Genomic DNA, 24,572 nt, shown 5'->3' with positions numbered 1-24,572 from the left:
GTACCGCGACCATGTCGGAGCGCGCCCGCCGGGACGCGGTCAGGGGTTCCAGAAGACCGAGGTGAACGTGCGGTCGAAGCGCCGTGCGGCCAGGTCGTCGCGCTGGATCACCCAGTGGACGGTGGCGCTCTCCCAGCCCTCCACATCCATGCCGGCCTGCCAGTCGCCCAGGAGTACCCAGTCCGAGACGTCGGCCGAGACCGGTCCGTCCCAGCGGCCCGCTGCCGCGGCCTTCACGGCCCAGGACACGGCGGTGGCGACCGGGTCGGTCTCGATGGCCTCCTCGTCGGCGTATCCGCCGATCCGCAGTGGCCCCTCGGGGGCGATGTCCTGACGCGTGCTCTCCCAGACGGCGACGAGTTCCTCGGCGCGCGGATGTTCCGGAAGCGGCCTGTTCCCCGGTCCGCCGAGGAGTTCGACCGTGTGGTGGTAGGGCAGGGAGACCTGGGCCGTCGCTCGTAGCGGACCGTGCGGGAACTCCTCGAACATCGCCTCGTCGTCGTCGATCTCGAAGGGGTTCCAGGCGTGCCTGTCCCGTTCCACCACGGGCGAGCCGACGGGGACGTACACCGCACTGCCCATGGTCTCGTAGTCGTCGGCGGTCTCGGGGTAGGCGAAGAGCAGCAGGTCGCCGTCGGGAGGCAGGGGCAGGTCCGTCGTGCCGGCGGGCAGGGCCGCGAGGTCGATGGAGGCGACGAAGGGGTGGACGGGGTCCGGGACATCGGCGGGGAGCAGGAGCGGACCGCCGAACCGGCCCACGACCGGACCGTCCCCACCCCCGTCGCGCGTCAGGGTCGCGCAGGGGCGGGCGGCGGCCGTCAGCCATCGCTCCACGTCGGTGGCGGGGATGCCGCGCGCGATCGCCTTGTCACGGAAGGGCGTTAACCGGTCCCACAGCTCTGGAGTCATGGGCAAACCGTAGAGGGAGGCACTGACACCGCGGGGAGAGCGCCCTTGACGGCATCCGGTGCCCTGATTACCGTAGTGCTCGTTCCAATTGGAATGAACGCTACGGCAAGGTGGGAGCCGCACACGACATGACCACACCGACCGGCCTGCCGGTGATGCAGGAGACGACGTACGACGTCGGCGGGAAGAAGATCTTCGTCGCGGAGACGGGCGAGGGCCCGCCGGTGCTGCTGCTGCACGGCGGGGGCCCCGGGGCCTCCGGCGTCTCCAACTACACGCGCAACATCGCGGGCCTGGCCGCGCAGTACCGGGTCATCGTTCCCGACCTGCCCGGCTACGGCCGCAGCAGCAAGGGCGTGGACGGCGCCGACCCCTTCGGCCACCTCGCCGACCACATCCGCGGTCTGCTCGACCGGCTCGGCCTGGACAGGGCGCACCTGGTCGGCAACTCCTACGGCGGCGCCTGCGCCCTGCGGCTGGCCCTGGACACGCCCGACCGGGTCGACCGCATGGTCCTGATGGGCCCCGGTGGTGTCGGCACCACCCGCACCGTGCCCACCGCCGGTCTGAGGAGCCTGCTCGCCTACTACAACGGCGACGGACCGTCCCGGCCGAAGCTGGAGAAGTTCATCCGCAACTACCTGGTCTTCAACGCCGCCGGCGTCCCGGACTCCGCGATTGACGAGCGCTACCGGGCCAGCATCGACCCGGAGGTCGTCGCCTCCCCGCCGCTGAGGCGGCCCTCCGGCCGGGGCGCGCTGCGCACCCTGTGGAAGAGCGACTTCACCCGCGACCCGCGCCTGAGCCGGCTGCCCGTGCCCACGCTCGTGCTGTGGGGTGCCAAGGACCAGGTGAACCGCCCGTCCGGGGGGCGCATGCTGGCCGACCAGCTGCCCAACTGCGATCTCTACGTGGTGGCCAACACCGGGCACTGGGTGCAGTTCGAACAGGCCGGCCTGTTCAACCGCGTGTGCTCCGACTTCCTGGTGGGCCACCGATGACCACGGGGGACGGGTACGGTGCCCCGTCCGTGTTCGGTGCCGTCCACCTCGGCTACATCGTCATCGAGACGAACCGCTTCGCCGACTGGCGCCGCTTCGGCACCGACGCCATCGGCATGCACCACGACGCGGTCTCCCGCGACCTGATGCGGTTCCGCCTCGACGACCAGGAGTGCCGGTTCCTGCTGCGGCGCGGCCCCGCCGAGGACGTCGTCGCCACCGGCTGGCACATCGACGACCACACCGCCTTCGAACGGATCGAGGCCCGCATCCGCGCCCACGGCGTCCCCCTCGTCGCCGGCACCGACGAGGAGGCCGCGCTGCGCGGCGTCGAACGCCTGCTGCGCTTCCCCGGGCCCAAGGGCATCACGCAGGAGATCTACACCACCCCGGTGAAGTCCGCCGAGCCCCCGCGCATGCTGGCCTCCGGTTTCGTCACCGGCGACTCCGGCATGGGCCACATCGCCCTGACCTCCACCAGGCCGACGCGTATCCGCGGCTACTTCGACACCGTCTTCGACGCCCGCCTGACCGACCGCATCGACGAGACCATCAGCGGCGTCAAGCTCAAGATCCGCTTCCTGCGGGTCAACGAACGCCACCACTCCATCGCGGTGGCCAACACCGTCGGCCTGCCGATCGACCCGATCCGCACCCGCGTCCAGCACCTCAACATCCAGGCCGCGAGCCTCGACGACGTCGCCCACAGCTACCAGCGCGTCCACGAACTCGGCTTCGACATGGCCCTGTCCGTGGGACAGCACACCAACGACCGTGAACTGTCCTACTACGCCCGAACCCCCTCCGGCTTCGAATGGGAGGTCGGCTGGAACCCCGTCGTCATCGACGAGTCGACCTGGGAACCCAGCACCCACCAGGGCATCAGCGTCTGGGGACACCTTCCGGTCGGGCAGACCATCGTCGACAAGCTCGCCCAGTTCCGGGCCGGCACCCGCTCCCTGGCCCGCCAGGAGAACACCGTGCCCGCCCTCAGCGGTTCCGGCATCGCCGACGACTGACCGGCCTCGCGCCCCGGGTGACGCCCCCCCGGAACGCCTCCCGTGGTCACACGACGATGGACGTCAGGGCCGCCCACAGCAGGGGCGCGTGTTCGATCCGGCCCCCCGCCCGCCACAGGTCGAGCCGTTCGCGCTGCCAGTGGCCGAGCCGGGCCACGGGGTCGGGGTCCTCATGGGCGGCGTCGACGGCGAGCACCGCCTCCGACAGCGGGCGGACGGACTCGGGGACACCGGCCAGCCGGTGGAAGGCGAAGCTGGTCGGCAGTACCCAGCGGGTGGCGGTGACGAGTTCGGCACCGTTGTGCAGCATCGCCGTGGCCAGACCGAACGACTCGGCGAACCGCAGATCGCCCCCGCTCTCGCAGCCGATCAGCGCGACCCGCGGCGGCGCGGGCCAGATCCGCGCGCCCGGCTCACCGTCGCCGCGCAGGGGCAGCGTGCCCAGCAGAAGGTCCTTCGCCGACAACGGCCGGTGCGTACGGACCGGTTCGGTCAGGCCGACCGTCTCCTGGCCGCAGCTCAGGTGGAGGGTGCCGTCCTCGCTCTGCCCGCCCTCGACCGGCGCGCCGCTTACATGACCGACGTACAGCAGTCTGCGCGCCCCCTTGCGCAGCACACCGCTCAGCCAGTCCCGGTCCAGGTCGGTGCGGCGGAACGCCTCCGCCGGGGTGGCCGGGGCCGGTTGTGCCGTGCCCGCGTCGAGGTGGCTCCGTACCAGGGAGAGCAGGTCCGGATCCGAGCCGGGCGGCCCCAGCACCGAACCGAGCGCGGAGTCCGCGCGGAAGCCGGGCACCCGGGGGTCGAGCACGAGGACGACCGGACCGCCGTCCGGTGCCGTCCGGGAGGACGGGTCCGTACGCTCCGGCGGGCTCTGGCGCCGCAGCGAGGTCGGGGCCGTCGTCACTACGTCCGCCAGATCGAGCAGCCGGACGTCCCCGTCGTCCACGGCCAGCAGTTCCCAGGGCACCTGGGCGACCCGCGGCGACGGCTGGACGCGGACCAGCGGACGGCCCGCCCGCGCCGACACCTGGCGGATCTGCGCCGTCAGCCCCGCCGGCCACAGTGCCTCGCCCAGCGTCCGCGCCAGCTGCCGCTCGGTGCCGGGGTCGGCCAGCGCGCCCGACTCGAAGGCGCGGCGCATCCCCGTCGCGCCCTCGCCCGCCCCGGGCAGCGCGGCGGCCAACTCCGCCACCGCGCCGTCGACTTCGGCGGCCGGGCCGCGCCCGGTGCCGAACCCCCGCGCGCCACCGGCCCAGGTCCACGTCATGAACAGGTCGCCCGCGTCGGCGAGGCGGACCTGGACCACCGGACGGGCGGTCAGCTCGTCGGTGTTCCAGAACGGCACCTCCTCCGCGTCCACGATCCGCCGGCCGTAGCGGAACTCGGCCGCCGCGATGTACTCCTGCAGCGCCACCCGCCCGGACTCCGCCGACATCCGCACCTTCGGCGGCGGCGCGACCCGCAGACCGACGGACGCGGCGGCCTCCGCGGCGACACCCCCGAGCGTCATGGCCCCGTCGCCGTCGCCGTACGCCTTCATGGCGGGGTCCGGGAAGACCGGGACCCGGTCCGGGGCGGAGGATGCGACGGGCCCCGGTGCACCGCCCAGGGCCAGTGCGGCGCCCGCGGCGCGGTGTTCCACCAGTTCGAAGAGGAGCCCCTGGTCCTGGCGGCGCACGGCCAGCCGGAAGGCCAACCGCATGGCGTCGTCGGCCAGTTCGAGCCACTGGCTGCGCGCGTGGGCGGTGACGAAGTCGTGGCGGGCCGCGGCCAGCGCCAGCGCGGCGGGCAGGGCGAGGGAGAGCGCGGTGTCGACGGACGCCCGCTCGTGGTCGCCGTGGTCCGTCCGCTCCAGGTTGTCCTCAAGGGTGCGCGCGAGCATGAGGTCGACCTGCGCACACCGCTCGTGGATCTGCCGGGCCTGATAGACGTCACGGGCCTCCTGCGCGAGGCGCTGCATCTCCTCGATGTCGCCCCGCTCGTAGGCGTGTTGGGCGCCCAGCAGCATGGTGTCGGCGGCGGCGACCGAGGCACCGAGCCGCGCGAAGCGCTCCAGGCTCGCCTCCATCAGGCCCTGTGCGCCCGCCGAGTCACCGCGCAGCCCGGCGAGATGGCTGCGGGCCTGCTCGCAGGCCGCCAGGTCCCCGAACTGCCGCTGCCGTTCGAACACGGCGGACGCCTCCGCGAACAGCCGCTCCGCCAGGTCGAGTTCACCCCGCTCCATCGCGAGGAACGCGCGGTGCCCGAGCAGCGTCTGCTGCTCACCGGTGTCGCCCAGAGCCCGGAAGCGATCCTCCGCCCGGGCGAAGTAGTCCTCGGCCGGGTCGTACCGGCCGGTCGCCGTACAGATCGCGCCGAGCGCGGTCAGCAGACGCGGCACGGTCTCCGCCGCGGTCTCCGGAGTGGTGGACAGCAGCAGCGCGGCCTGTTCCTCGGCGCTGCCCCACTCGCCCCGTGTCATCAGCAACAGCACCCGGCTCAGGCCGAGTTCGGCGGCGCGCAGCCCGTCGGGGTCGTCGAACCCGGGCAGGGTGGCAGCCGCCTCGTCGAGACAGGCCAGGGCCTCGTCCAGCCGCCCCGTGTCGCTCAGTACGGCGGACCTCGCGATCAGCGTCCGCAGCCGGATCTCCAGCCACAGCTGACGGCCCCATGGTCCCATCGGCGCCGACGCGACGCTGTCGAGCAGCGCACGGGACCGCTCGTTGGTGTCCTCGGCCCGGGGCAGGTCCGAGCCGGTGAGGAGCACGCTGGTGAGGTCGGCCAGCAGGTGTGCGCGCAGGAACCGTACGTCGGGGGAGTCCTCCAGGGACTCGGCCAGGGCCAGCAGTTCGTCGTAGACGGCGTACGCGGCCTCGAAGTCGGCGGCCAGGTGCAGCTCGTGGGCCGCGGCGAAGCCGCTGTCGAACGGCTCCCCGTACAGCTGCACCGGTGCGTCGGTCGCGTCCGTCATCGGTCAGTAGTCCTCACTGGTGGCGGCGAGCGCGGCGAGCGTTTCGGCGAGAAGCGGTGCCCGGACGTCGTCGTGCGGTCCCGGTGCGTCGTCGTGGGCGTCGTCCGCCCCGGCCTGTGCCGCCCCGGCCTGCGCCGCCCCGGCCTGTGCCGCGTCGGCCAGTCGCCGCCTGGTCAGGGCGCGGACCGCGTCACGGTCGGCGCGGGCCTCGGTACCGGCGCCCGGGTCGAAACCGGGCAGCAGGACGCCGACGTCGACACCGAGCGGCGCCGATGCCGACGGTGTGGCCGCCGGGGTCAGGTCCACCTCCGCCCGGCCGGTCCACAGGTCGTCGCGCCTGGTGAGGGGCACCCGGTGCGGCGGGCCGCCGTCGACCCGGACCTCCGCGACGAGGGGCACGCCGATGCCGGCGGGGGCCGAGACGTGCGCGACGACCTCGACCTCGATCTGCCGTCGCGCACCGAGCGCACGGGCGGTCCAGGACACCGCGTGCTCGCCGGAGTCGACGAGGCCGGGCGGGTAGCGGCGCCAGTCGTTGGTCCCCGTGCCCCGGGCGATCACCCGGCCGCCGGCACCGCGCGCGTCGCCCGCCGCGAGGGCGTAACCCGCCTGCCGGGTGAACAGCGTGGCGGGGTCGGCCGGGGCACCGGAACGGCCGTGCTCCGGCCCCTCGTCGAGGGCCGAGCGGAGTCGGCGCAGCGCCGTCCCGTCCAGCCCGGCGCAGTCCGCCGCGCTGTCCACCAGCCGCAGGACCTGGTCCAAGTGCCGGGTCGTATAAGCCTGTTGCGGTGAAGAGTGCCACCACCGGAGCAGTGGGGCGAGGGCGGCCCGGTGCTCCTCGATCAGGTCGGCCGCGCAGTCGTCGGGCTGGTCGCCGAGGTCGTCGAACAACTGCTGGCAGCGGTGCGTGAGCGCGGCCGTCTCCAGTCCGAGCACGTCCGGTTCGAGTGCCGCGATGCCGTCCGGGTACGACGCCGGCCACCACCGGGCCGCCCAGTGCGCGAAGCCGAGCCGGGCGGCGGCGCCCGCGAGGGCCGGTGTCTCCGCCGCGACGCGCGCATCCGTCGGTTGCCCTGCCCCGGCGTCGTGCACGGCGGCGGCGACCCGCTCGCCGTAGACCGCCCACAGCCACTGCTGAGCCCGCCCCGCGTCATGGATCTCCGCCGTCGGCGGCCCCGGCTCCCCGAGGACCGGCCAGACCAGCACCGCCCCCGCGACGTCGAGCACGGCCCGCGTGAAGTCCGGTCCGACGGGCGGCACATCGTCGTAGGACGACATGGCGTGCCCGAGGCCAGGGGCGGCGGCGATCCGGACGGTGCCGTCCTCGCCCCGCGTCACGCGGACCTCCGTCCCGGTCCCCGCCGCCATCACGCACTCCTCGGCTCGGCCGGTGCCACGTCGGCCGCTGCCGGGGGCGCCGACAGCGCGCGCAGCGCCGAGCGGACCCGGGCGCGGTGGTCCACCATCACCGAGCGGGCGACCCCGTCCAGCATCGCCCAGGCCGACGCGAGGTCCGCCAGTGGCGCGTCGCGCACGTCCCGTCCGTGCAGCCGTACCCACAGCCGCCGCATGTAGGCGGCCCAGGGGGTGCGGAGGTCCTGGGCGAGCGCTTCCAGGGCGCCGCCGTCCTGGTCGGGGCGGTCCGAGACGGTCATCCGGCGGGCGCGCAGCACCGAAGCCTCCCTCCGCCAGCGGCCGTTGACGGCCCGGTGCGCGGCGGTGCGCCCCGGCACGGATTCGCCGGTGCCCAGCGGGTCGAGGCCGACCGCGAGCCGCCCGCCGAGGACGACGGCGACGCGCAGGCTCTCGTCGTGCAGGCCGAGCGGAGCACAACTGCGGCCGACCTCACGGGAGACGAGCTCCGGCACGGTCGGCAGTTCCTCGCGCCGGGCCGACGACTGGAGCACCACGAAGAGGCGTTCGAAGAGCGTGCGGTCCAGCGGTGCCGGAAGGGTGGCGGTGGAGGCGCCCTGGCCGGTCTCCGGGCGTGGCGGCACCTGGCGTGCGGTCAGCCCCAGCGACGCCGGAGGCCCCTCGACACCCCAGAACCCGCTCGCCCGCACCCACAGCGCCCGGCCGAACAGCGTGCCGTGTCCCGCCCCGACCATAGCGGCGTACGCCGGTGAGCCGCCCGGCGCACCGCAGGCGTCCAGAGCCTCGGTCGCCAACCTGACCGCATCAGCCGTATCAGTCGTATCAGCTGCATCGGTCGAATCAGCCGCATCCGCCGTACCAGCGGCATGAGCCGCATGAGCCGTACCGGCGGTCGGGGCGGTCGTCCGGCTCTCCCACGCGGCGGCCAGCTCCGCGTCGAGACGGGCGCGCCGGGCCGCGTCCGCGAGGTGCCCCTTGAGCGCCTCCACCGTGCGCCCGCCGCCCGCGTCCGCCACCTCCTCGACCACCGCCCTCGCCACCGCGTCCGCACCCGTCGAGGGCGCCCCGTGCTCGGTGGCCAGCTCGAAGCAGCGCTGGAAGTACAGGTCCTGGGGGTTGCCCGCGACCACGCCCAGCGCCCGGCGCGCCTTCTTCAGCAGCGTGAACCACTGTGCCGTGGCCACCAGACGCGGACCGGACTCCCGGATCAGCGCGTCCAGGCGCGCGGCCTCGGCAGGACCGAGGAAGTCCGCCCCGAGTTCGGGACGCAGCGAGGGCCTGACGACCAGCGGCAGCACGATCAGTTTGACGGTCCGGGTCAGCGGCGCCCCGCCGGGGCCGCTCAGCGACTCCGGTCCCGGCCCGAGGCTCCGCCAGGCACGGTCGATGACCAGGGCACGGGGCCGGGTCTCGGCGGTCGGCTGGCGCGGGGGCGGCATGCGGCGAGCGTACGTCGTCCCCGAACAGGCGGGCGAACCTGGGATCGGTAGACGGCCCGGGCCGCCTAGCGTCCTGACCACGCACCACGCACCACGCACCACGTACAACACCGGCTCACCCCAAGGAGAAGCAGTCATGGGAATCTTCGGGAAGCGCGGCGGGAACCGCGAGGAGCGGGCCGCCGAGATCGCCGACAAGGTGGCGAGCGGCAAGGGCTTCTACGGCCGTGCCACACGCGCCTTCCTCGGCCAGGAGGACTTCGCCAGGGTCCAGGAGTCGATCGGGGCGTACAAGTCGGTCCAGGAGGTACAGCAGTTGCTGGCCGCGGGGGCGCCGACCGTACCCGCCGTCGTCGTGTCGCTCGCCGACACCGGACAGCTCGTCAACCACGACCCGGTCGTCGACCTGGTCCTGCGGACGTCCGCGGCGACGGCCGACCCGGTCACGCTCCGCACCGTCGTCTCCAAGCTGCGCATCCCGCGCCCCGGCGACCAGGTCCTCCTGATCGCCGACCCCGCCCGGCCGGGCGGCTACCTCTACGCCGGGGACGGCGTGGCCCCGTGACCTCGGCACCGCTCTTCGAGGCACCGGCCAACGACCACGTCCTGCTCGCCTTCGACGGCCGGGTGCTGGAGGTGTTCGGCTACGTCGACGACGCCCGCTACCACGTCTGGGAACGACCGCGGCTGGAGTTCGGCACCGGCCGCAGGCACCTCGCGCAGATCGTCACCCGGCACGGCAGACGCCATTCCGTCCCGTACGAGGCCGCTCTGCTCCCCGGTCTGCGGGCGCTGGCGGAGCAGCTGGCGCGGAGCCTGCCGCCCGAGCCCGCGCGGCACTGACATGGCCGACGACGAGGAGGGGATCCGGTGGACGCGAGTGCGGCGGATCGGCCCGTGGGGCGCCGCCAACCTGTACTGCGACGCCCTGCTGATGTGCCTGTGCGGACCGGTGATGCTGGGCGCGGTCCTCCTCGCCGGAGCGGACCTGACGGTCATGGGCATCGTCTTCACGGTGGTCTTCCTTCCCCTGGGCCTGGGACTCTGGGCGCACACCAGCGTCGAGCGGGAGCACAACCGGCGGCTCGACGCCGTCGGGCTCCCGGCGACCGCGGAGGTCACCGACCTGACCCCCTGGGAGGACGCCGACGACGCCGGCCTCGCGGTCGGGCTGCGGGTCAGCGGGCCCGGGTTCCGGACCTTCGAGGTGACCTGGCGGCGCTCCTCCCATGACGCCCTGCGCGTGGGCCTGCGGCTCACGGCGGTCGTCGACCCGTCCGGCGGCCTGTTCCGCGTGGACCTCTGACGAACCAACCCCCCTCCCTCCCCGACCCGCCACCAGTGAGGAGAGACGATGCGCAGCCGTACCGGTGTGTTCGTCGGCCAGTTCCTGTTCGCCGCGCTGTGCTGTTCAGTGGGACCGATCCTCCTCGCCGTGGGGTGGACCGTCTGGCGCGACGGCGAGCGCTGGGGCCTCGCGGTGGGCGCGGGCGGCGCGGCCGTCACCGCCATGATCCCGGTCGTGGCCTCCGTCGCCACGCGGCAGATGTTCCCCCGGATCACCCGCCGGGACCGGGTGAGGGACGGCGCGTACGACGCGTACGGGGACGACACCTTCGTGATGTGGGCGCCGAGTTCCGCGCCGGGCCCCGCGGGTGCCCACCTGGTGCGGGCGGACGTCCTGGAGGCCTCGCTCGCGCGGTACAGCCCCGATGGGGAGGCGACGTTCACGACGCACTACGGCGACTACGCCCCGGACGAGTTCACGCCGGTGGTCAGGATGAGGCTTCGGGTGCACACGGCGCGGGACGTCCGGTCCGAGGTGACGGGCGAGTGGCGGGTGCCGTCCCTGTGCCTGTCGGCGGTCACGGCGGGCCGCCTGGCCGTCCTCGTCGACCCGGCCGATACCGGGAGCCCCGGGCGGGTCGACGTGCTCTGGCCGCGCAGCGCCCTGCTGGCGGGCACGAGAACCTGCCGGGTGATCGACCTCGAAGGCCGGACGGCCGACGTGACCCGGCGGACCGGCCGCCAGCTGGCACAGATGCGGATCTCGCGGGAGGTCGGAGGCGTCAGGATGGTGGGGGACACGATCGACCTCCGGCGCCTGGACGCGCCGACGGCGGCCCGCTACGCCGAGCTGGCCGACGGCGACCGTGCCCGCCCCGAGGAGCCCGCACCGGTGTCCGAGCCGGGCGAGGAGGCCCGGCTGCTCGTGGACGAACTCCCGGGCCGCGAGGGCGGGTTCGGTCATGTGGGCCGGGGGTGGTCGCGCCGAGGCGGGCATCTGGTGCGGGCCCGGTTCCTGGAGATGCGCGGCCGGACGACCTTCCAGGACCACGGGCCGGTGCTGGACACGGTGCTGCGCATCCGGCCGGCGGACGGCACCCGCCCGTTCGACGCGGCCCGGCGCCTCACCGTGCCGCTGGACTACCTGGCGGTCCTGCACCACACCAGGGACGTGGTGCTCAGCGTCAGCCCGGACGGCCGCGCCTACGACGTCGACTGGAACCGCACCAGCCTCCTCGCGGGCGTCACGACCGCCACGGTCATCGCCCCCGACGGCCGTCGGATTCCCCTGCCGCGGCGCTCCGACGCCCTCTGGCCCCTGATGAACCTGCTGGCCTCCCATGCCGTTTCGAACCCGGCTCCCGTCCTGGACCTCCGCAGGCACCGGACGGCGCGGGTGGCGGGGGCCGTGCTGGATGTGCTGTCGGACCTGGGTCCGGCACCCGCCGACCACCGGGCGGGGCATCGCCCCGAGCAGTACTAGGACGAGGGCGGCGCCAGGGCCTGGAGTGCGGACAGCGCGCCGCAGGTGACCGGGGACGGCGGGGCCGACTCGGGCGGGACCCCGCGGAAGGCGCTCGGGGGTATGCCGTAGACGGCGCGGAAGCGGCGGGAGAAGTGATAGGCGTCGGCGAAGCCGCACTGGAGGGCTATGGCGCGCAGCGAGAGGTTGCTCAGCCAGAGCAGCGGTTCGGCCCGCGCGAGGCGGAGCAGTTCGAGGCCCGCCACGGGGCTGACGCCGAGGTGCCGGCGGCAGAGGCGGGACAGGGTGCTCGGGGAGACGCCGGCCGCCTCCGCCAGCCGCTCCAGGGCGAGCGGGCGGGCGACGCCGTCCGACCAGCGGGAGCGGACCGTGGCCATCATGGCGAGCAGCGGCTCCGGGAGCGCCTGGGCGCCGGATCCCGGGCCGGTGCCGTGCACGAAGGTGAAGAGCAGCAGCCGCAGGGTCTCCTCGGCGTGCCGCTCCCAGGCCGGCGGGCGGGTCGCGCCGAGCGTCAGGAGGTGCCGGCAGAGCGCGGCCATCGGGTCGTCCTGGCCGGTGAGGTCCCGGACGACCGGCCAGGCGGTGTCGGCGGGGGCGGGGCGGAGCCGGAAGTGCGTGTAGGCGTGCCGGGTGGCCCGGCGGGTGTCCCAGTGGAAGGTGTCGCGCATCCCGGGGCGTACCAGGAGCAGTTCGCCGGGCTTCAGCGGAACGGTCAGGTCACCGCAGACCCAGCGGGCACCGCCCCGCAGCAGCCAGACGAACTCGTACGAACCCGCGTCCCGGGGGCCGAAGACCGACCCGGGAGGGTAGTCGGCGACCGCCGGACCGAGCCGGGCCAGGAGCGTGGGCGCGAACGGCGGGACGAGCGGGACGGGCAGGACGGGTGCGGCGACGTCTGTCACGGCCTCACCGGTCGCAGCCCCCGGACCGGTCGCGCCGCACCCGGGGCGTACGGATGTCGGTGGTGCCCTTGTAGGCGTACGGGTCCCGGCCCGCCACCAGCACGATGTCCCGGAAGTCGGTCTGGGCCATGGGTACTTCGGCCTCGGGCGGGGCCCAGGGGAGCAGGGACGCGGCGCTCATGTAGTGGTTGACCAGCGCCCGGCGGAAGCCTCGCCGGCCGGAGTTGGGCAGCGACTTGTGCAGCAGGTAGCCGTTGAAGAGCAGCACCGATCCGGCGGTGATCTCGACGGGCACGGCGTCGGTCTCGTCGTACGGGAAGGCGTAGGACTCGACCGTGCAGTCGTAACGGGCGTCGTCGTGCCGCCGGTTGGGGTAGATGACGCCGGGCCGGTGCGAACCCGGCAGGACCCACAGGCAGCCGTTGTCGACGGTGGCGTCGTCCAGGGCGATCCAGGCGGCGGTCAGCGAGCGGTCCCGGGTGGGGATGAACATCTCGTCCTGGTGCCAGGCCTGGCCCGGCCTGCCCTCGGCCTTGACGAACAGCATCGACTGCATCGACTTGACGTCCGGCCCGATCACCTCCGTCAGCGGCCCGACGACCGCGGGATGGCACATGGTGTCGAGCATGAGCGCCGACAACTTGTGCGGGTAGTGCACGCACAGGAACCGCCGTACGGCCTCGTCGTCGCTCTCGCCCGGGACCGGCGCCGGCGCGCCCTCGACGTGGCCCCGCTCGCCCAGGCAGATCCGCACGGTCTCCGCACGCAACTCCGCCACCTCGTCCGGGGCCAGGGCGTCCGGCAGCACGGCGTAGCCGTCCCGGCCGAAGCGGGAGGCGAGGTCGTCGTCGGCGGTGTTCTCGGCCATGGTCCCGATGTTCCCGGACACCGCGTCCGCGTGCCATGGCTCGGGCGGGCACCGGGATGGCGAATCCGGTCACTCCGCAAGATCCGATCATCTGTCAGAAACAAGGCGGACAAAGGCAGTTCACGCGCCTTGACGCATTTCTCCGGATCCGAGTACCGTCATTCGGTAGTTGCTAATACGTATTAGGGAGTGCTCATGGTCCCTCCCGAACGGCGTAGACGCTCCACCCAGCGGGACATCGCGCGGCGCGCCGGCGTCTCCCAGGCGACGGTGTCGCTGGTGATCAGCGGGGGCGCGGCGAGTGACCAGATCGCGGAACCGACCCGGCGGGCCGTGCTGGCGGCGGCCGAGGAGCTCGGCTATGCGGCCAATGTCGCCGCGCGCAGCCTGAAGGGCGGCCGGAACCGGCTGCTCGGGCTCTACACCTTCGAGTCGGTGTTCCCGACCGACCAGCGGGACTTCTACTACCCGTTCCTGCTCGGCGTGGAGGAGGAGACCGCACGGCAGGGCTACGACCTGCTGCTGTTCTGCTCCGGCGGGGCCGCGTCCGGGGCGCCGGGGGCCGAGCGGTCGATCTACGTCGGCGGGACCAACCGGCTGAAGATCGCGGACGGTTGTGTCCTGCTCGGCCGGAACGTCCGCCGCGAGGAGCTGTCGGCGCTGGTCCGGGAGGACTTTCCCATCGTGTTCGTCGGACGCCGAGAGGTGGACGACGGCGAACTCTCCTATGTGGCGGCCGACTACGTCTCGGCGACCGCGTCGCTCGTCGCGGAGCTGGCGCGCCTCGGCCACCGACGCATCCTGTACCTGCGCGCCCTGGAGGACAGCGAGCCCACCAGGGACCGCGAGGAGGGCTACCGGCGGGGACTGGCCGAGGCCGGCCTGGTCGCGGACGAGGCGCTGATCCGGAGCCTGACCGATCCGGCGGAGCTGACGGCCGAGCGGCTGGCCGGGTGGATCGGCGAACTGGGGATCACCGCGCTGCTGGTCGAGCCGACCGAGGACAACCGGCTCACCGAGGCGCTGGCGACGATGGCCGGCACCCGGCGGGTCCGGTTCCCGGAGGACTGCTCCCTGGCCCTGCTCGGCGATCCGCCGTCCTGGACGGCGGAGTCGCGGAACTGGACGCGGTTCTCGCTGCCCCGCGCCCGGATGGCGGGGGAGGCCGTCCGGGTACTGGTCGAACTGCTCGACCAGGAGAGCCCCGAACCGCGCCGGCTGACGGTGCCCTGCGCCTTCGTCCCGGGTGACTCGATCGGACCGGTGCCCGCCGGGGGCGGGAGGCCGCGGACATGATCCGGATGATCGTGCACCGGCTGCTCATCGGGGTGTTCGTGATGTGGGGCGCCGCCTCCCTGATCTTCCTCATCGTCCGGGCCGCGCCCGGCGACCCCGCGACGGTGCTGCTCGGCCCGGACGCCACCCGGAGCCAGATCGACCAGCTGCGCTCCTCGCTCGGCCTGGACCGGCCGCTCGGCGCCCAGTACCTCAGCTACCTCGGTGACGTCTGCCGGCTCGACTTCGGCCAGTCGCACTGGCTCGGCAGGTCCGCGATGGGCGCGGTCCTCGACCGGCTGCCCGCCACGATCGACCTCACCGTGACGGCCACCGTGATCGCGGTGGTCGTGGGACTGACCCTCGGCATGCTGGCCGGGGCGCGGCCGGGCAGCCTGGTGGACCGGGTGGTCTCGGCCTGCACGATCGCCCTCCAGTCGTTCCCGACGTTCTGGATCGGCATCATGCTGGTGCTGGTCTTCGCCCTGACCCTGCGGCTGCTGCCCAGTTCCGGGGTCGGCACCCCCCAGCACCTGGTGCTGCCCGCCGTCACCCTCTCCTTCCCGTTCGTCGCGATCATCGCCCGGCTGACCCGGACCAGCGTCGCCGAGACGATGGGCGAGAGCTACATCCGGACCGCGCGCTCCAAGGGTCTGACCGAGCGTCAGGTGCTGTTCGGGCACGCCCTGCGCAACTCGCTGATCCCGGTGGTGACCGTGGTGGGCGTCCAGGTCGGGGCGCTGGTCGGCGGCGCCGTGATCGTGGAGAACGTGTTCGCCTGGCCCGGTCTCGGATCGCTGGTGGTGGAGGCGGTGGCCAACCGCGACTACACGGTCGTCCAGGGCGCCACGCTGCTGATCGCCGGCATCGTCGTCGTACTCAACCTGGTGGCTGATCTGCTCATCGCGCAGCTGGATCCGCGGATCCGGACGGGAGCCGTCTGATGGCCGACCTCACCGTCGCCGTCGAGAAGCCGATGACGGCCCCGCGGCGGGCACCGCGCTCGCTCCTGTCCCGGCTCCCCGCCGTGGTCGTGGCCTGCTACCTGCTGGTGGCCGTCGTCGGGCCACTGCTGGTCCACTACGACCCGGTGCACACCTCCCTGGACGACCGGCTGCTCGCCCCCGGCGCCAAGGTGTCCACCGGGGGCACGGCCTGGCTCGGCACCGACGGACTCGGCCGCGACCTGTTCGCCCAGATCGTCTACGGGGCCCGGACGGCGGTCCTCATCGGCGTGTCCACGGTGGCGCTGTCCTGCGCCGTCGGGGTCCTCCTCGGCGCCGTAGCAGGGTACTTCCGGGGCGTCGCCGACGCCGTACTGGCCCGGATCTTCGACGTCCTGCTGGCCTTCCCCGCGATCCTGCTGGCGATCGTGATCGCGGGCGCCTTCGAGCGCAGTGTGCTGCTGGTCGTGATCGCGCTCTCGGCGACGGGCTGGATCGGCTTCGCCCGGGTCACCCGGGGCATCGCGCTGTCGCTCAGGGAGCGGCCGTGGGTCGACGCCGCCCGGGTGCTGGGCGTGCCCGGCCGGACCGTCCTCGTCCGGCACGTGCTCCCGTTCACGGCGGGCCCGATCGTCGCCCTCGCCACGCTCGAATTCGCGCTGGTGGTGCTGGCCGAGGCGGGGCTCAGCTTCCTCGGTATCGGGCTGCCCCCGTCGACCGTGTCCTGGGGGCAGACCATCGCCAACGGCAAGGAGTACCTCGAAACGCAATGGTGGATCTCCACCCTGCCGGGCATCGCCCTGTCCCTCCTGATCGTCAACGTGGGCATCCTCGGCGACCAGCTCACCGCCCGCCACGGGCGTGGCCGCCCCGGCTGAACCACACCAGGTACGGCGCCTCACCCCCCGACCGACTCCGAACCCCCGACTGGCCCTGAACCCCCCCGACCGACTCCGAACCCACCGGCTGACTCCGACCGACCCTCGATCGAGAGGAGCACCATCATGACCAGGACGCGTGAGCACGGGCGGAGCCGGCTGATCCGGTTCGCCGCCACCGCCACGGCGGGCGCGGCGCTCCTCGCCGCCTGCTCGACCACCACCGGCGGCGACGACAACGGGGGCGGTTCCGCCTCGGGAGACGTGACGGTCGCCGGCACCTATCCGATCGAGAGCCTGGACCCGCACGGAGCCCAAGGCGCCTCCACAGGGACCCAGCTGGCCGCCCAGGAGATCTTCGGCAGACTGGTGAAACCCGCCGCGGACGGCACCCTCGAAGGCGACCTCGCCGCGTCCTGGAAGCCCAACAAGGACGTCACCGCCTGGACGTTCACGCTGCGCTCCGGCGTCACCTTCTCCGACGGCTCCGCCCTCGACGCCGACGACGTGGTCGCCTCCTTCCAGCGGATGATCGGCCTGAACGGCCCCAACGCGGGCAACTTCCCGGGCGACACGATGACCAAGGTCTCCGCCACCGAGGTGGTCCTGCACAGCCCGGCGCCCGACGCGTCCGTCCCCGGCAAGCTCGGCACCTTCTACGTCCTCCCGTCGGGCGTCGGCAAGGACGACACCGCCTTCTTCAACCACCCTGTCGGCTCAGGCCCGTTCACCGTGAACGCGTTCACGCCGAGCGGGTCGCTGGTCCTGGTGCCCAACAAGAAGTACCGGGGCACGAAACCCACGCTCGGCAAGGTCACCATCCGGAACATCCCCGAACTCGCGGCCCGCATGACCGCGCTGCGCACCGGCGAGGTGGACGTCGTCTGGGGCATCCCCGACGACCAACTGGCCTCGCTGAAGGGCGAGAAGAGCCTCACCGTGCAGACCGTGCCGAGCAGCGCCGAGTTCACCATGTGGTTCAACTCCTCGATCCCCGCCCTCAAGGACGCGAAGGTCCGCCGGGCCATCTGGCAGGCCGTCGACTTCAAGACCATCATCGACAAGCTGTACCCCGACACCGGCAAGGCCGCCGACGCGCCCGTGACCGGCGTCGTCCTCGGCCACGTGACACAGCCCGCCGTCGCCTACGACCCGGCGGCCGCCAAGGCGGCCCTCACCGCCGCAGGATTCGACTTCTCCAAGAAGCTCCGGCTCCAGTTCGCCAACGACGAGTTCAAGCCCTTCATCGAGGCCGTCGTCTCCGACCTGCGGAAGGTCGGCGTGCAGGTGGACCCGCTGGAGAAGGAGCAGGCCGTCTTCACGGAGGACCTGCTCGCCCTCAAGTGGGACATCAACTTCCAGCAGCTGGCCACCCCCAGCTACGACGCGGCCAGCAACCTCGGCCGTCTCTACACCTGCGCGGCCAAGCGCATGGGCTACTGCAACAAGACCCTGGACGGCCTGCTCGCGGCGGCCGGCGCGACGGCCGACAAGGCGAAGCGCACCGACCTCTACGGCCAGGCCAGCAAGATCATCTGGCAGGACGCGGTCGGCATGTACCCGATGTCCGTGAGCATCGCCTACGCCTGGAACAGCGACCTGAAGGGCTTCGTCCCGGACGCCAGCGGACTGTCGGACTTCGCCGGCGTACGGACCGGCGGCTCGTGACCCCCGCCGGAACCGCACGCGAACACGGCGCCGGGAAGGCGGTGGCCGCAACGGACGGGCCGGTCCTGCGGATCGAGGACCTGGTGGTGGAACTCCCCGGTCCGCGCGGCACCCGCACCCGGGTGCTGGACGGCGTCTCCTTCGACGTGCCGCGCGCCACCACCGTGGGGCTGATCGGCGAGTCCGGCAGCGGGAAGACCATGACCGCCCAGGCGATCCTGGGCCTGCCGCCCGAGGGCGCCACCCTGGCCGGCCGGCTGCTGTGGCACGGCGAGGACCTGCTCGCCGCCGGCCCGGCCCGGCGCCGCGCGGTACGCGGCCGGGAGATCGCGATGATCTTCCAGGACCCGCTCGCCGCCCTCAACCCGACCCAGCGCATCGGCCGTCAGGTCGGCGAGATACCGCGCCGCGACCGGCTGCCCCGGGCCGAGGTGAACCGCCGGGTCGTCGAACTCCTCGACCGGGTGGGCGTACCGGAGCCGGAACGGCGGACGCGGGCCTACCCGCACGAGCTCTCCGGGGGCCTGCGCCAGCGTGCCGTGATCGCGATGGCGCTGGCCGGAAACCCCGCGCTGCTCCTCGCCGACGAGCCCACGACGGCGCTCGACGTCACCGTGCAGTCCCGGATCCTGCGGCTGCTCGCCGACATCCAGGCGGCCGACGGCCTGGCGATGCTGCTGGTCAGCCATGACCTGCGGGTCGTGTCGCACGTCGGCGAACAGGTCGTGGTGATGTACGCGGGACGGGTCTGCGAGCACGGGCCCGCCCGTGACGTCCTGCGGCGGCCCGCCCATCCGTACACCGCCGCCCTGGTGCGCAGCGTGCCCGCCGTCCGGACCCGCACCGCCCTCGCCGACCCGCTGCCCGGGGCCCCGGCGACCCCGGCGAACCGGCCCGCAGGCTGCGCCTTCCACCCGCGCTGCCCGCTGGCCCGCGCCCGGTGCCGTGCCGAGCGGCCACAGGTGCGGGAGGTGGTGCCGGGCCGCTGGAGCGCCTGCCACTTCGCCGAGGAGGTGGCGCGGTCGTGAGTCCGAGCGAGCAGGCCCTCCTCGACGTGCGTGACCTGCGGGTCCGTTACGGGGGACGGCGGAGCGGTCAGGTCGCCGTGGACGGGGCGAGCCTGTCGGTGGCAGCCGAGGAGACACTCGGGCTCGTCGGCGAGTCCGGCTCCGGCAAGACGACCGTCGCCCGGTGCGTGGCCGGACTCCTGCGGCCGGGTGCCGGGACCGTCACCTTCGAGGGACGGCCGCTCGGCCGCGCGGGACGTAGGCCGCCCGAACTGCAGCGCGCGGTGCAGATGGTGTTCCAGGATCCGCGCTCCTCGCTGAACCCGCGGATGACGGTCGCCGCCGTCATCGGCGAGGTCTGGCGCACCCACCCGGTCACCGCGCCCGAGGGCGACCGCACCGAGGCACTGCACCGGCTCCTCGCCGACATGGGGCTCGACCCCGAGGTGGCGGCGCGGCGCGCGGGGGACCTGTCGGGCGGCCAGTGCCAGCGGGTCAGCATCGCCCGAGCGCTGGCGGTACGGCCCCGGCTGCTGGTCTGCGACGAGGCCGTGTCGGCGCTCGACGTGTCCGTCCAGGCCCAGATCCTGCGGCTGCTCGTCGACCTGCGTGCCCGGCACCGGCTCGCGATGCTGTTCATCTCGCACGACCTGGGCGTGGTGCACCAGATCGCGGACCGGGTGGCGGTGATGCGCCGGGGCGTGATCGTCGAGGAGGGCCGCACCGGCGAGGTGCTCACCGCCCCGCGACACCCGTACACGCAGGCGCTGCTGGACGCGGCCCTGGACCTGGACGACGCGGTGCCGGGCGACGGCGCCGCCGACGGCGAGGCGGTCGTATGAGCGAGCACGGGACGGGAGAGCCGCGCACCGCCGTGACTCCGGCGCCGGCCGGCTGGAACACCTGGGACGTCCGCACCCACACCGGCATGAGCCGGCTGCCGTCCGGACCCCGGGTGCGGTTCGGCGTCCTCGGCCCCGACGGTCCGGTGCTCGACGGGTTCACCTGGCGCGACGGACTCGAACGGCTCGGACCGCACACCGTGGACGGCGGCTACGCCGAAGTGACGGTCCGCGCGGCGGGCCACCGGTTGCGGCTGGCCTTCGCGGGCGGACCCGGCGACATCCTGCACGTCCGCGCCGAGAGCACGGGCCGGATCGTGCTCTCGCTGGAGGGAACGGAGGGACCGGAGGACCCGCTCGGGACCGTCCTCGCGGGCGGGATCCACTGGACGGTCACCGCCTCCTCGCCCGCCCACCGGGTGGAGAGCCCGCCGGTCCTGGCCTACGACGGACCCGGCACCGTGTACCTGCGCGTCGCGCCGGCCGGCACACCCGGCACGGTGGACGGGACCCCCGCCGTACTCGCGGCCCGCCGCGCCGCCACCGACCGCACCCGGCTCCGCTCCGGCGGCTGGCTCGGCGCCGCCGCCGACGCCCTGACCCGGGCCGTCACCTGGAACACCGTCTACGCCCCGGACCTCGGCCGGGTCCTCACCCCGACCTCCAGGGACTTCGTCTGCGCCGAGCGCAAGGGCTTCTACGGCACCTGGGCCCTGCACGCCTGGGACACCTTCTTCACCGGTCTCGCCGCCTCGGCCGTCGACCGGGACTACGCGCGCGGCATCTTCGGCCAGATCCTGCCGTACGCGGACGCGGCCGGCATGATCCCGAACCGGATCTCGGACGAGCGGGGCCGCACCGACGACCGTTCGCAGCCGCCGGTAGGCGCGCTGACGGTGTATCAGGCCTACCTGGCGGGCGGCCTGTCGTCCGAGACCCGCGACCGGGCACTGCTCGACGACACCTTCCCGGCGCTGCTGGCCTGGCACGACTGGTGGCCCCGGGCCCGCCGCGGCCCGCACGGGCTGCTCGCCTGGGGTTCCGACCCGGTCGAAGGCGACCCCGCGTCGGCGACCCTGGACCGAGCCAAACGGGAGTCGGGCCTGGACGACTCCCCGATGTACGACGAGGCCCGCTACGACCCGGTGACCCACACCATGGACCTCGCCGACGTCGGCCTGAACGCGCTGCACATCGCCGACGCCGAGGCCCTGGCCGAGATCGCCGCCCTCCTGGGCGAGCGGGCGACGGCCGACCGGCTGCGCGTCGAGGCCGCGACGGCGAAGGCGGTCGCCGACCGGCTTCTCTGGGACGGCGACCGCAACGGCTACCGCAACCTCACCTCCACGGGCACGCACGATCCGCACGTCTCCCCGACGATGCTGTACGCGCTGCTCGGCGGCCTGCCGGACGCCGACCGCGCGGCGGCCATGGCCACCGACTTGCTGCGGCCCGAAGTACTGGGCGGTGTCCGCCCGTTGCCGAGCGTGGCCCGCGACGACCCGGGCTTCGAGGCGACTTACTGGCGCGGCCGGATCTGGGCGCCGATGGCGTATCTCGCCGTACGCGGGCTGCGGCGGTACGGGCTGACCGGGCTGAGCCGGCCGGTGGTGGGCGCCCTGCTGCGGCTGTTTCTCGACGAGTGGCGGGTGCACGGCCATGTGCGGGAGAACTATCCGGCCGTCGAGGGAGAGAACGTGACGAGCTTTCAGAAACGTTCGGACGGGCTGATGGCCTGGGGCGGTCTGCTGGCGTACCTCGCCTTCGGCGAACTCGCCGACGCACGCCCCGACGGCTGGCGGTTCGCCCACCCCGGCGAGCCGGCCGAACTGCGCAACCTGCCGCTCGGCGAGGGCCGCCTCGACGTCCGGGCGGCCGACCGGCTCACCGTCCACCTCGACGGACGGGTCCTGCTGGACATGGCGCCCGGTGTCGTCGTACGGGGCTACCGGCGCACCGGCGACCGGGTCACCGGGATCGCCGAGGGCGACGGCGACCTGCTCGTCACCCCGCCGGACGGGGGCCCGCCCGTGCCGATGGAGGTACCCGGCGGAACCAGGGAATTCACCGTCGGCCCGGAGAGGAGCGGCACATGAGCGCACCGACGGCCGCGGCCGCGGACGTCCTCGTCGTGGGCGGGGGCCTGGGCGGTGTGGCGGCGGCGCTGGCCGCCCTCGACCGGGGCCGGTCGGTCCTGCTCACCGAGGAGACCGACTGGATCGGCGGCCAGCTCACCAGCCAGGGCGTACCGCCCGACGAGCACGCCTGGATCGAGCAGTTCGGCGCCACCCGCACCTACCGCGCCCTGCGCGAGGCGATCCGCGCGCACTACCGGACCTGGTACCCGCTCACCGACGAGGCGCGCCGGCGCCCGTACCTCAACCCGGGCGAGGGACGGGTGAGCGCGCTCTGCCACGAGCCGAGGGTGGGCGCCGCCGTCCTGGAGGCCATGGTCGCGCCCTACGTGGCCGCCGGCCGGCTGCGGATCCTGTACCGGCACCGTCCGGTGGCCGCCTCCGTGGACGGCGACCGGGTGCGGTCCGTGACCGTCGAGGGCCCCGACGGGACACGGGTCGAAGCCTCGGCACCGTACGTCCTGGACGCCACGGAACTCGGCGACCTGCTGCCGCTGACCGGTACCGAGCACGTGACGGGCTTCGAGTCCCGGCGGGACACCGGTGAGCCGAGCGCGCCCGAGGAGGCCCAGCCCTCCAACATGCAGGCGTTCTCCTGGGTGTTCGCCGTCGACCATGTGCCCGGGGAGGACCACACCGTCGACCGGCCGGCCGGTTACGACACCTGGGCCGCCTACCACCCCCCGCAGTGGCCGAACCGGCTGCTGAGCCTGAGCGCGCCCGACCCGAGGACGCTGGAGACCGTACCGCGCGGCTTCACCCCCAACACCGACTCCGGGCCGGTCGTCGCCGACCAGAGCAGGGACGCGGGCGACAAGGAGCTGTGGGAGTTCCGCCGGGTGGTCTCCCGGAAGCTGTACCGGCCGGGTTTCGCCGCGAGCGATGTGACCATCGTCAACTGGCCCATGATCGACTATCTGCCCGGTCCGCTCATCGGGGTCGACGACAAGGAACGGGACCGGCATCTCGCGGGCGCCCGCGAGCTCAGCATGAGCATGCTCTACTGGCTGCAGACCGAGGCCCCCCGTCCCGACGGCGGCACCGGCTGGCCCGGACTGCGACTGCGCGGCGACGTCCTGGGCACGGCCGACGGGCTGGCCAAGGCCCCGTACATCCGTGAGTCGCGCCGGATCGTCGCCCGCCGCCGGATCGTCGAACAGGACCTGTCCCTCGCCGTCCGCGGCGAACACGGCGCGGTGCCGTACCCGGACTCCGTCGGCATCGGCATGTACCGCATCGACCTCCACCCCTCCACCGGCGGCGACACCTACATCGACGTCGCCAGCAGCCCCTTCCGGATCCCCCTGGGCGCCCTGCTCCCCGTACGCGTGCGCAACCTGCTGCCCGTGTGCAAGAACATCGGGACCACCCACATCACCAACGGCTGCTACCGCCTGCACCCCGTCGAGTGGAACATCGGCGAGGCAGCCGGATCACTGGCCGCGCACTGCCTGGACCACCGGCTGGAACCCGGGCAGGTCTACGAGGACAGCGCACGGCTGAGCAACTTCCAGCACGAACTCACCCGCGCCGGAGCCGAACTGGCCTGGCCCGAGATCAGGGGCTACTGATGGACGGTACTGCAGCGCCCCGCAGGGGCGCGGGGCTGTGTCAATTTGCGGCTCCGCCGCGGGGCGCGACCAGCCACGACGTGGCAGCAGCCGAACGAAGACAGATCGACGGACGTGCCTTACTGTCCGGAGCCATCGTCCCGTTGGTCACACCGATGGACCACCCGGGGCAGCCCTCGGCCCCGGCCGCCCACGCCCTGCTCGGCGCGCTCGCAGCGGCCGGCACCCGCGGGCTGATGCTCTTCGGCAGCAACGGCGAAGGCCCCCTGCTCCCCACCGCACAACTGACCGACTTCGCCACCGAGGTGGCCACCCGCTGGCGCGAACTGACGGACAACGGACCGGTGTTGATCAACATCACCGCGCCCGGCACCGCCGAGGCGCTGGAGCGGGCGGAGGCCGTCCGGCCCGCCGCGCCGGACGCGCTGGTGCTCAGCCCGCCCATCTACTTCCACCACCGGCACGACGAGATCGTCGCCCACTACACCGCCCTGGCCGGCCTCGGTATCCCCGTCGTCGCCTACCACGCCCCCCGCTACGGCAACCCGCTCACCCCCGCCCTGCTCGACGAACTGACCGGCCTCGCCCACCTGGTGGGCATCAAGGACAGCTCGGGCGACCTCGCCCTGTTCGGCCACGCCCTCGCGGCGGCCCGCCGGCGCGCGGACTTCGGCGTGAGCCAGGGCGCGGAGCGGCAGGCACTGGACGCGCTCCGGCTCGGCGCCGACGGCGTGGTGCTCGGGGTGGCCAACCTGGCCCCCGGGGCGGCCGTCGAGCTGTTCCGTGCCCACCGCGAGGGCCGCGGCGAGGACGCGCGGCGCGCACAACGGGTGCTCGACGCCGTGCTGGCGCTGCACGCCGTACGACCCGGGGTGCCCGCGGTGAAGGCCGTCCTCGCCGCACGAGGGCTGTGCCCGCCCCATGTCGCGCCGCCCTTCACGCCATGCTCCGACGGCGAGCGCAAGGCACTGCTCGACCTGCTCGCTCCGCTCGACGCGCATCTCGTACGAGCCTGATCCC

At 73.6% G+C, this 24,572-nt stretch carries 21 protein-coding genes; 15 read left to right on the top strand and 6 right to left on the bottom strand.

The annotated features are described in order from the left end of the window. Positions 1 to 39 precede the first annotated feature (39 nt). Positions 40 to 909 carry a DUF1963 domain-containing protein gene (locus tag ACIPSJ_RS44960; RefSeq protein WP_401354965.1) on the bottom strand — a complete coding sequence of 290 codons (870 nt, stop codon included), beginning with the start codon at positions 907 to 909 and terminating at the stop codon, positions 40 to 42. A 128-nt stretch (positions 910 to 1,037) separates the two neighbouring features. Here ACIPSJ_RS44960 and ACIPSJ_RS44955 point away from each other — a divergent pair, with 128 nt between their 5' ends. Together ACIPSJ_RS44955 and ACIPSJ_RS44950 are read left to right on the top strand one after the other, a co-directional pair. Continuing rightward, entirely contained in the window at positions 1,038 to 1,910 is an 873-nt protein-coding gene (locus tag ACIPSJ_RS44955; protein ID WP_401354962.1) for an alpha/beta hydrolase, read from the top strand. Further along, positions 1,907 to 2,929, top strand: a complete 1,023-nt coding sequence (locus tag ACIPSJ_RS44950; RefSeq protein WP_401354959.1) for a VOC family protein — start codon at positions 1,907 to 1,909, stop codon at positions 2,927 to 2,929. Before ACIPSJ_RS44955 ends, ACIPSJ_RS44950 begins: the two co-directional genes overlap by 4 nt. A gap of 46 nt (positions 2,930 to 2,975) precedes the next feature. On the opposite strand, the gene ACIPSJ_RS44945 is transcribed toward ACIPSJ_RS44950, so the two are convergent. From ACIPSJ_RS44945 to ACIPSJ_RS44935, 3 genes are read right to left on the bottom strand one after another with little or no spacing between them, the layout of a single operon-like run. Further along, entirely contained in the window at positions 2,976 to 5,879 is a 2,904-nt protein-coding gene (locus ACIPSJ_RS44945; RefSeq protein WP_401354957.1) for a hypothetical protein, read from the bottom strand. Positions 5,880 to 5,882: 3 nt separating this feature from the next. Next, a complete protein-coding gene (locus ACIPSJ_RS44940; protein WP_401354956.1) occupies positions 5,883 to 7,247 on the bottom strand; it encodes a hypothetical protein in 1,365 nt (454 codons plus the stop codon). Further along, on the bottom strand, positions 7,247 to 8,692 hold the full coding sequence (locus tag ACIPSJ_RS44935) for a hypothetical protein (RefSeq protein ID WP_401354954.1): 1,446 nt from the start codon (positions 8,690 to 8,692) through the stop codon (positions 7,247 to 7,249). The genes ACIPSJ_RS44940 and ACIPSJ_RS44935 overlap by 1 nt, the downstream gene beginning before the upstream one ends. Positions 8,693 to 8,828: 136 nt before the next feature. Between ACIPSJ_RS44935 and ACIPSJ_RS44930 the strand changes: the two genes are divergently transcribed. From ACIPSJ_RS44930 to ACIPSJ_RS44915, 4 genes are read left to right on the top strand one after another with little or no spacing between them, the layout of a single operon-like run. Next, entirely contained in the window at positions 8,829 to 9,257 is a 429-nt protein-coding gene (locus ACIPSJ_RS44930) for a hypothetical protein (protein ID WP_355723024.1), read from the top strand. Continuing rightward, entirely contained in the window at positions 9,254 to 9,535 is a 282-nt protein-coding gene (locus tag ACIPSJ_RS44925) for a hypothetical protein (RefSeq protein ID WP_359226903.1), read from the top strand. Before ACIPSJ_RS44930 ends, ACIPSJ_RS44925 begins: the two co-directional genes overlap by 4 nt. A 1-nt stretch (position 9,536) precedes the next feature. Continuing rightward, entirely contained in the window at positions 9,537 to 9,998 is a 462-nt protein-coding gene (locus ACIPSJ_RS44920; RefSeq protein WP_359226904.1) for a hypothetical protein, read from the top strand. Positions 9,999 to 10,046: 48 nt separating this feature from the next. After that, positions 10,047 to 11,462: a hypothetical protein gene (locus tag ACIPSJ_RS44915; protein WP_401354951.1), complete on the top strand. Its 1,416-nt coding sequence runs from the start codon at positions 10,047 to 10,049 to the stop codon at positions 11,460 to 11,462. Here ACIPSJ_RS44915 and ACIPSJ_RS44910 read toward each other — a convergent pair. Together ACIPSJ_RS44910 and ACIPSJ_RS44905 are read right to left on the bottom strand one after the other, a co-directional pair. Beyond that, a complete protein-coding gene (locus ACIPSJ_RS44910) occupies positions 11,459 to 12,364 on the bottom strand; it encodes a helix-turn-helix domain-containing protein (RefSeq protein WP_401354948.1) in 906 nt (301 codons plus the stop codon). The genes ACIPSJ_RS44915 and ACIPSJ_RS44910 overlap by 4 nt on opposite strands. A gap of 4 nt (positions 12,365 to 12,368) precedes the next feature. Then, positions 12,369 to 13,232, bottom strand: coding sequence for a phytanoyl-CoA dioxygenase family protein (locus ACIPSJ_RS44905; protein WP_401354946.1), 864 nt, complete (start codon positions 13,230 to 13,232; stop codon positions 12,369 to 12,371). Positions 13,233 to 13,427: 195 nt separating this feature from the next. Here ACIPSJ_RS44905 and ACIPSJ_RS44900 point away from each other — a divergent pair, with 195 nt between their 5' ends. The 9 genes from ACIPSJ_RS44900 (at position 13,428) to ACIPSJ_RS44860 (ending at position 24,568) form a co-directional block, all read left to right on the top strand. After that, positions 13,428 to 14,528, top strand: a complete 1,101-nt coding sequence (locus tag ACIPSJ_RS44900) for a LacI family DNA-binding transcriptional regulator (RefSeq protein WP_401354944.1) — start codon at positions 13,428 to 13,430, stop codon at positions 14,526 to 14,528. Further along, a complete protein-coding gene (locus ACIPSJ_RS44895; protein WP_359226914.1) occupies positions 14,525 to 15,451 on the top strand; it encodes an ABC transporter permease in 927 nt (308 codons plus the stop codon). Before ACIPSJ_RS44900 ends, ACIPSJ_RS44895 begins: the two co-directional genes overlap by 4 nt. Continuing rightward, a complete protein-coding gene (locus ACIPSJ_RS44890; RefSeq protein ID WP_401354941.1) occupies positions 15,451 to 16,329 on the top strand; it encodes an ABC transporter permease in 879 nt (292 codons plus the stop codon). The genes ACIPSJ_RS44895 and ACIPSJ_RS44890 overlap by 1 nt, the downstream gene beginning before the upstream one ends. A gap of 126 nt (positions 16,330 to 16,455) precedes the next feature. After that, positions 16,456 to 17,997 (top strand): ABC transporter substrate-binding protein, encoded by a 1,542-nt coding sequence (locus ACIPSJ_RS44885; protein WP_401354938.1) that lies wholly within the window; start codon positions 16,456 to 16,458, stop codon positions 17,995 to 17,997. Then, positions 17,994 to 19,025: an ABC transporter ATP-binding protein gene (locus ACIPSJ_RS44880; RefSeq protein ID WP_401354936.1), complete on the top strand. Its 1,032-nt coding sequence runs from the start codon at positions 17,994 to 17,996 to the stop codon at positions 19,023 to 19,025. The genes ACIPSJ_RS44885 and ACIPSJ_RS44880 overlap by 4 nt, the downstream gene beginning before the upstream one ends. Continuing rightward, complete coding sequence (locus tag ACIPSJ_RS44875) at positions 19,022 to 19,846, top strand: ATP-binding cassette domain-containing protein (protein WP_401354933.1); 825 nt, start codon at positions 19,022 to 19,024, stop codon at positions 19,844 to 19,846. The genes ACIPSJ_RS44880 and ACIPSJ_RS44875 overlap by 4 nt, the downstream gene beginning before the upstream one ends. Beyond that, positions 19,843 to 21,942, top strand: a complete 2,100-nt coding sequence (locus tag ACIPSJ_RS44870) for an amylo-alpha-1,6-glucosidase (protein ID WP_401354930.1) — start codon at positions 19,843 to 19,845, stop codon at positions 21,940 to 21,942. The genes ACIPSJ_RS44875 and ACIPSJ_RS44870 overlap by 4 nt, the downstream gene beginning before the upstream one ends. After that, entirely contained in the window at positions 21,939 to 23,552 is a 1,614-nt protein-coding gene (locus tag ACIPSJ_RS44865; protein ID WP_401354927.1) for an FAD-dependent oxidoreductase, read from the top strand. Before ACIPSJ_RS44870 ends, ACIPSJ_RS44865 begins: the two co-directional genes overlap by 4 nt. Further along, entirely contained in the window at positions 23,552 to 24,568 is a 1,017-nt protein-coding gene (locus ACIPSJ_RS44860; RefSeq protein ID WP_401354924.1) for a dihydrodipicolinate synthase family protein, read from the top strand. The genes ACIPSJ_RS44865 and ACIPSJ_RS44860 overlap by 1 nt, the downstream gene beginning before the upstream one ends. The last annotated feature ends 4 nt before the right edge of the window (positions 24,569 to 24,572 follow it).

Source organism: Streptomyces sp. NPDC090088, from assembly GCF_044747345.1.
GTDB lineage: Bacteria > Actinomycetota > Actinomycetes > Streptomycetales > Streptomycetaceae > Streptomyces.
The sequence above is the reverse complement of the archived record's forward strand: the minus strand, read 5'-3'. Positions and strand labels throughout refer to the sequence as shown.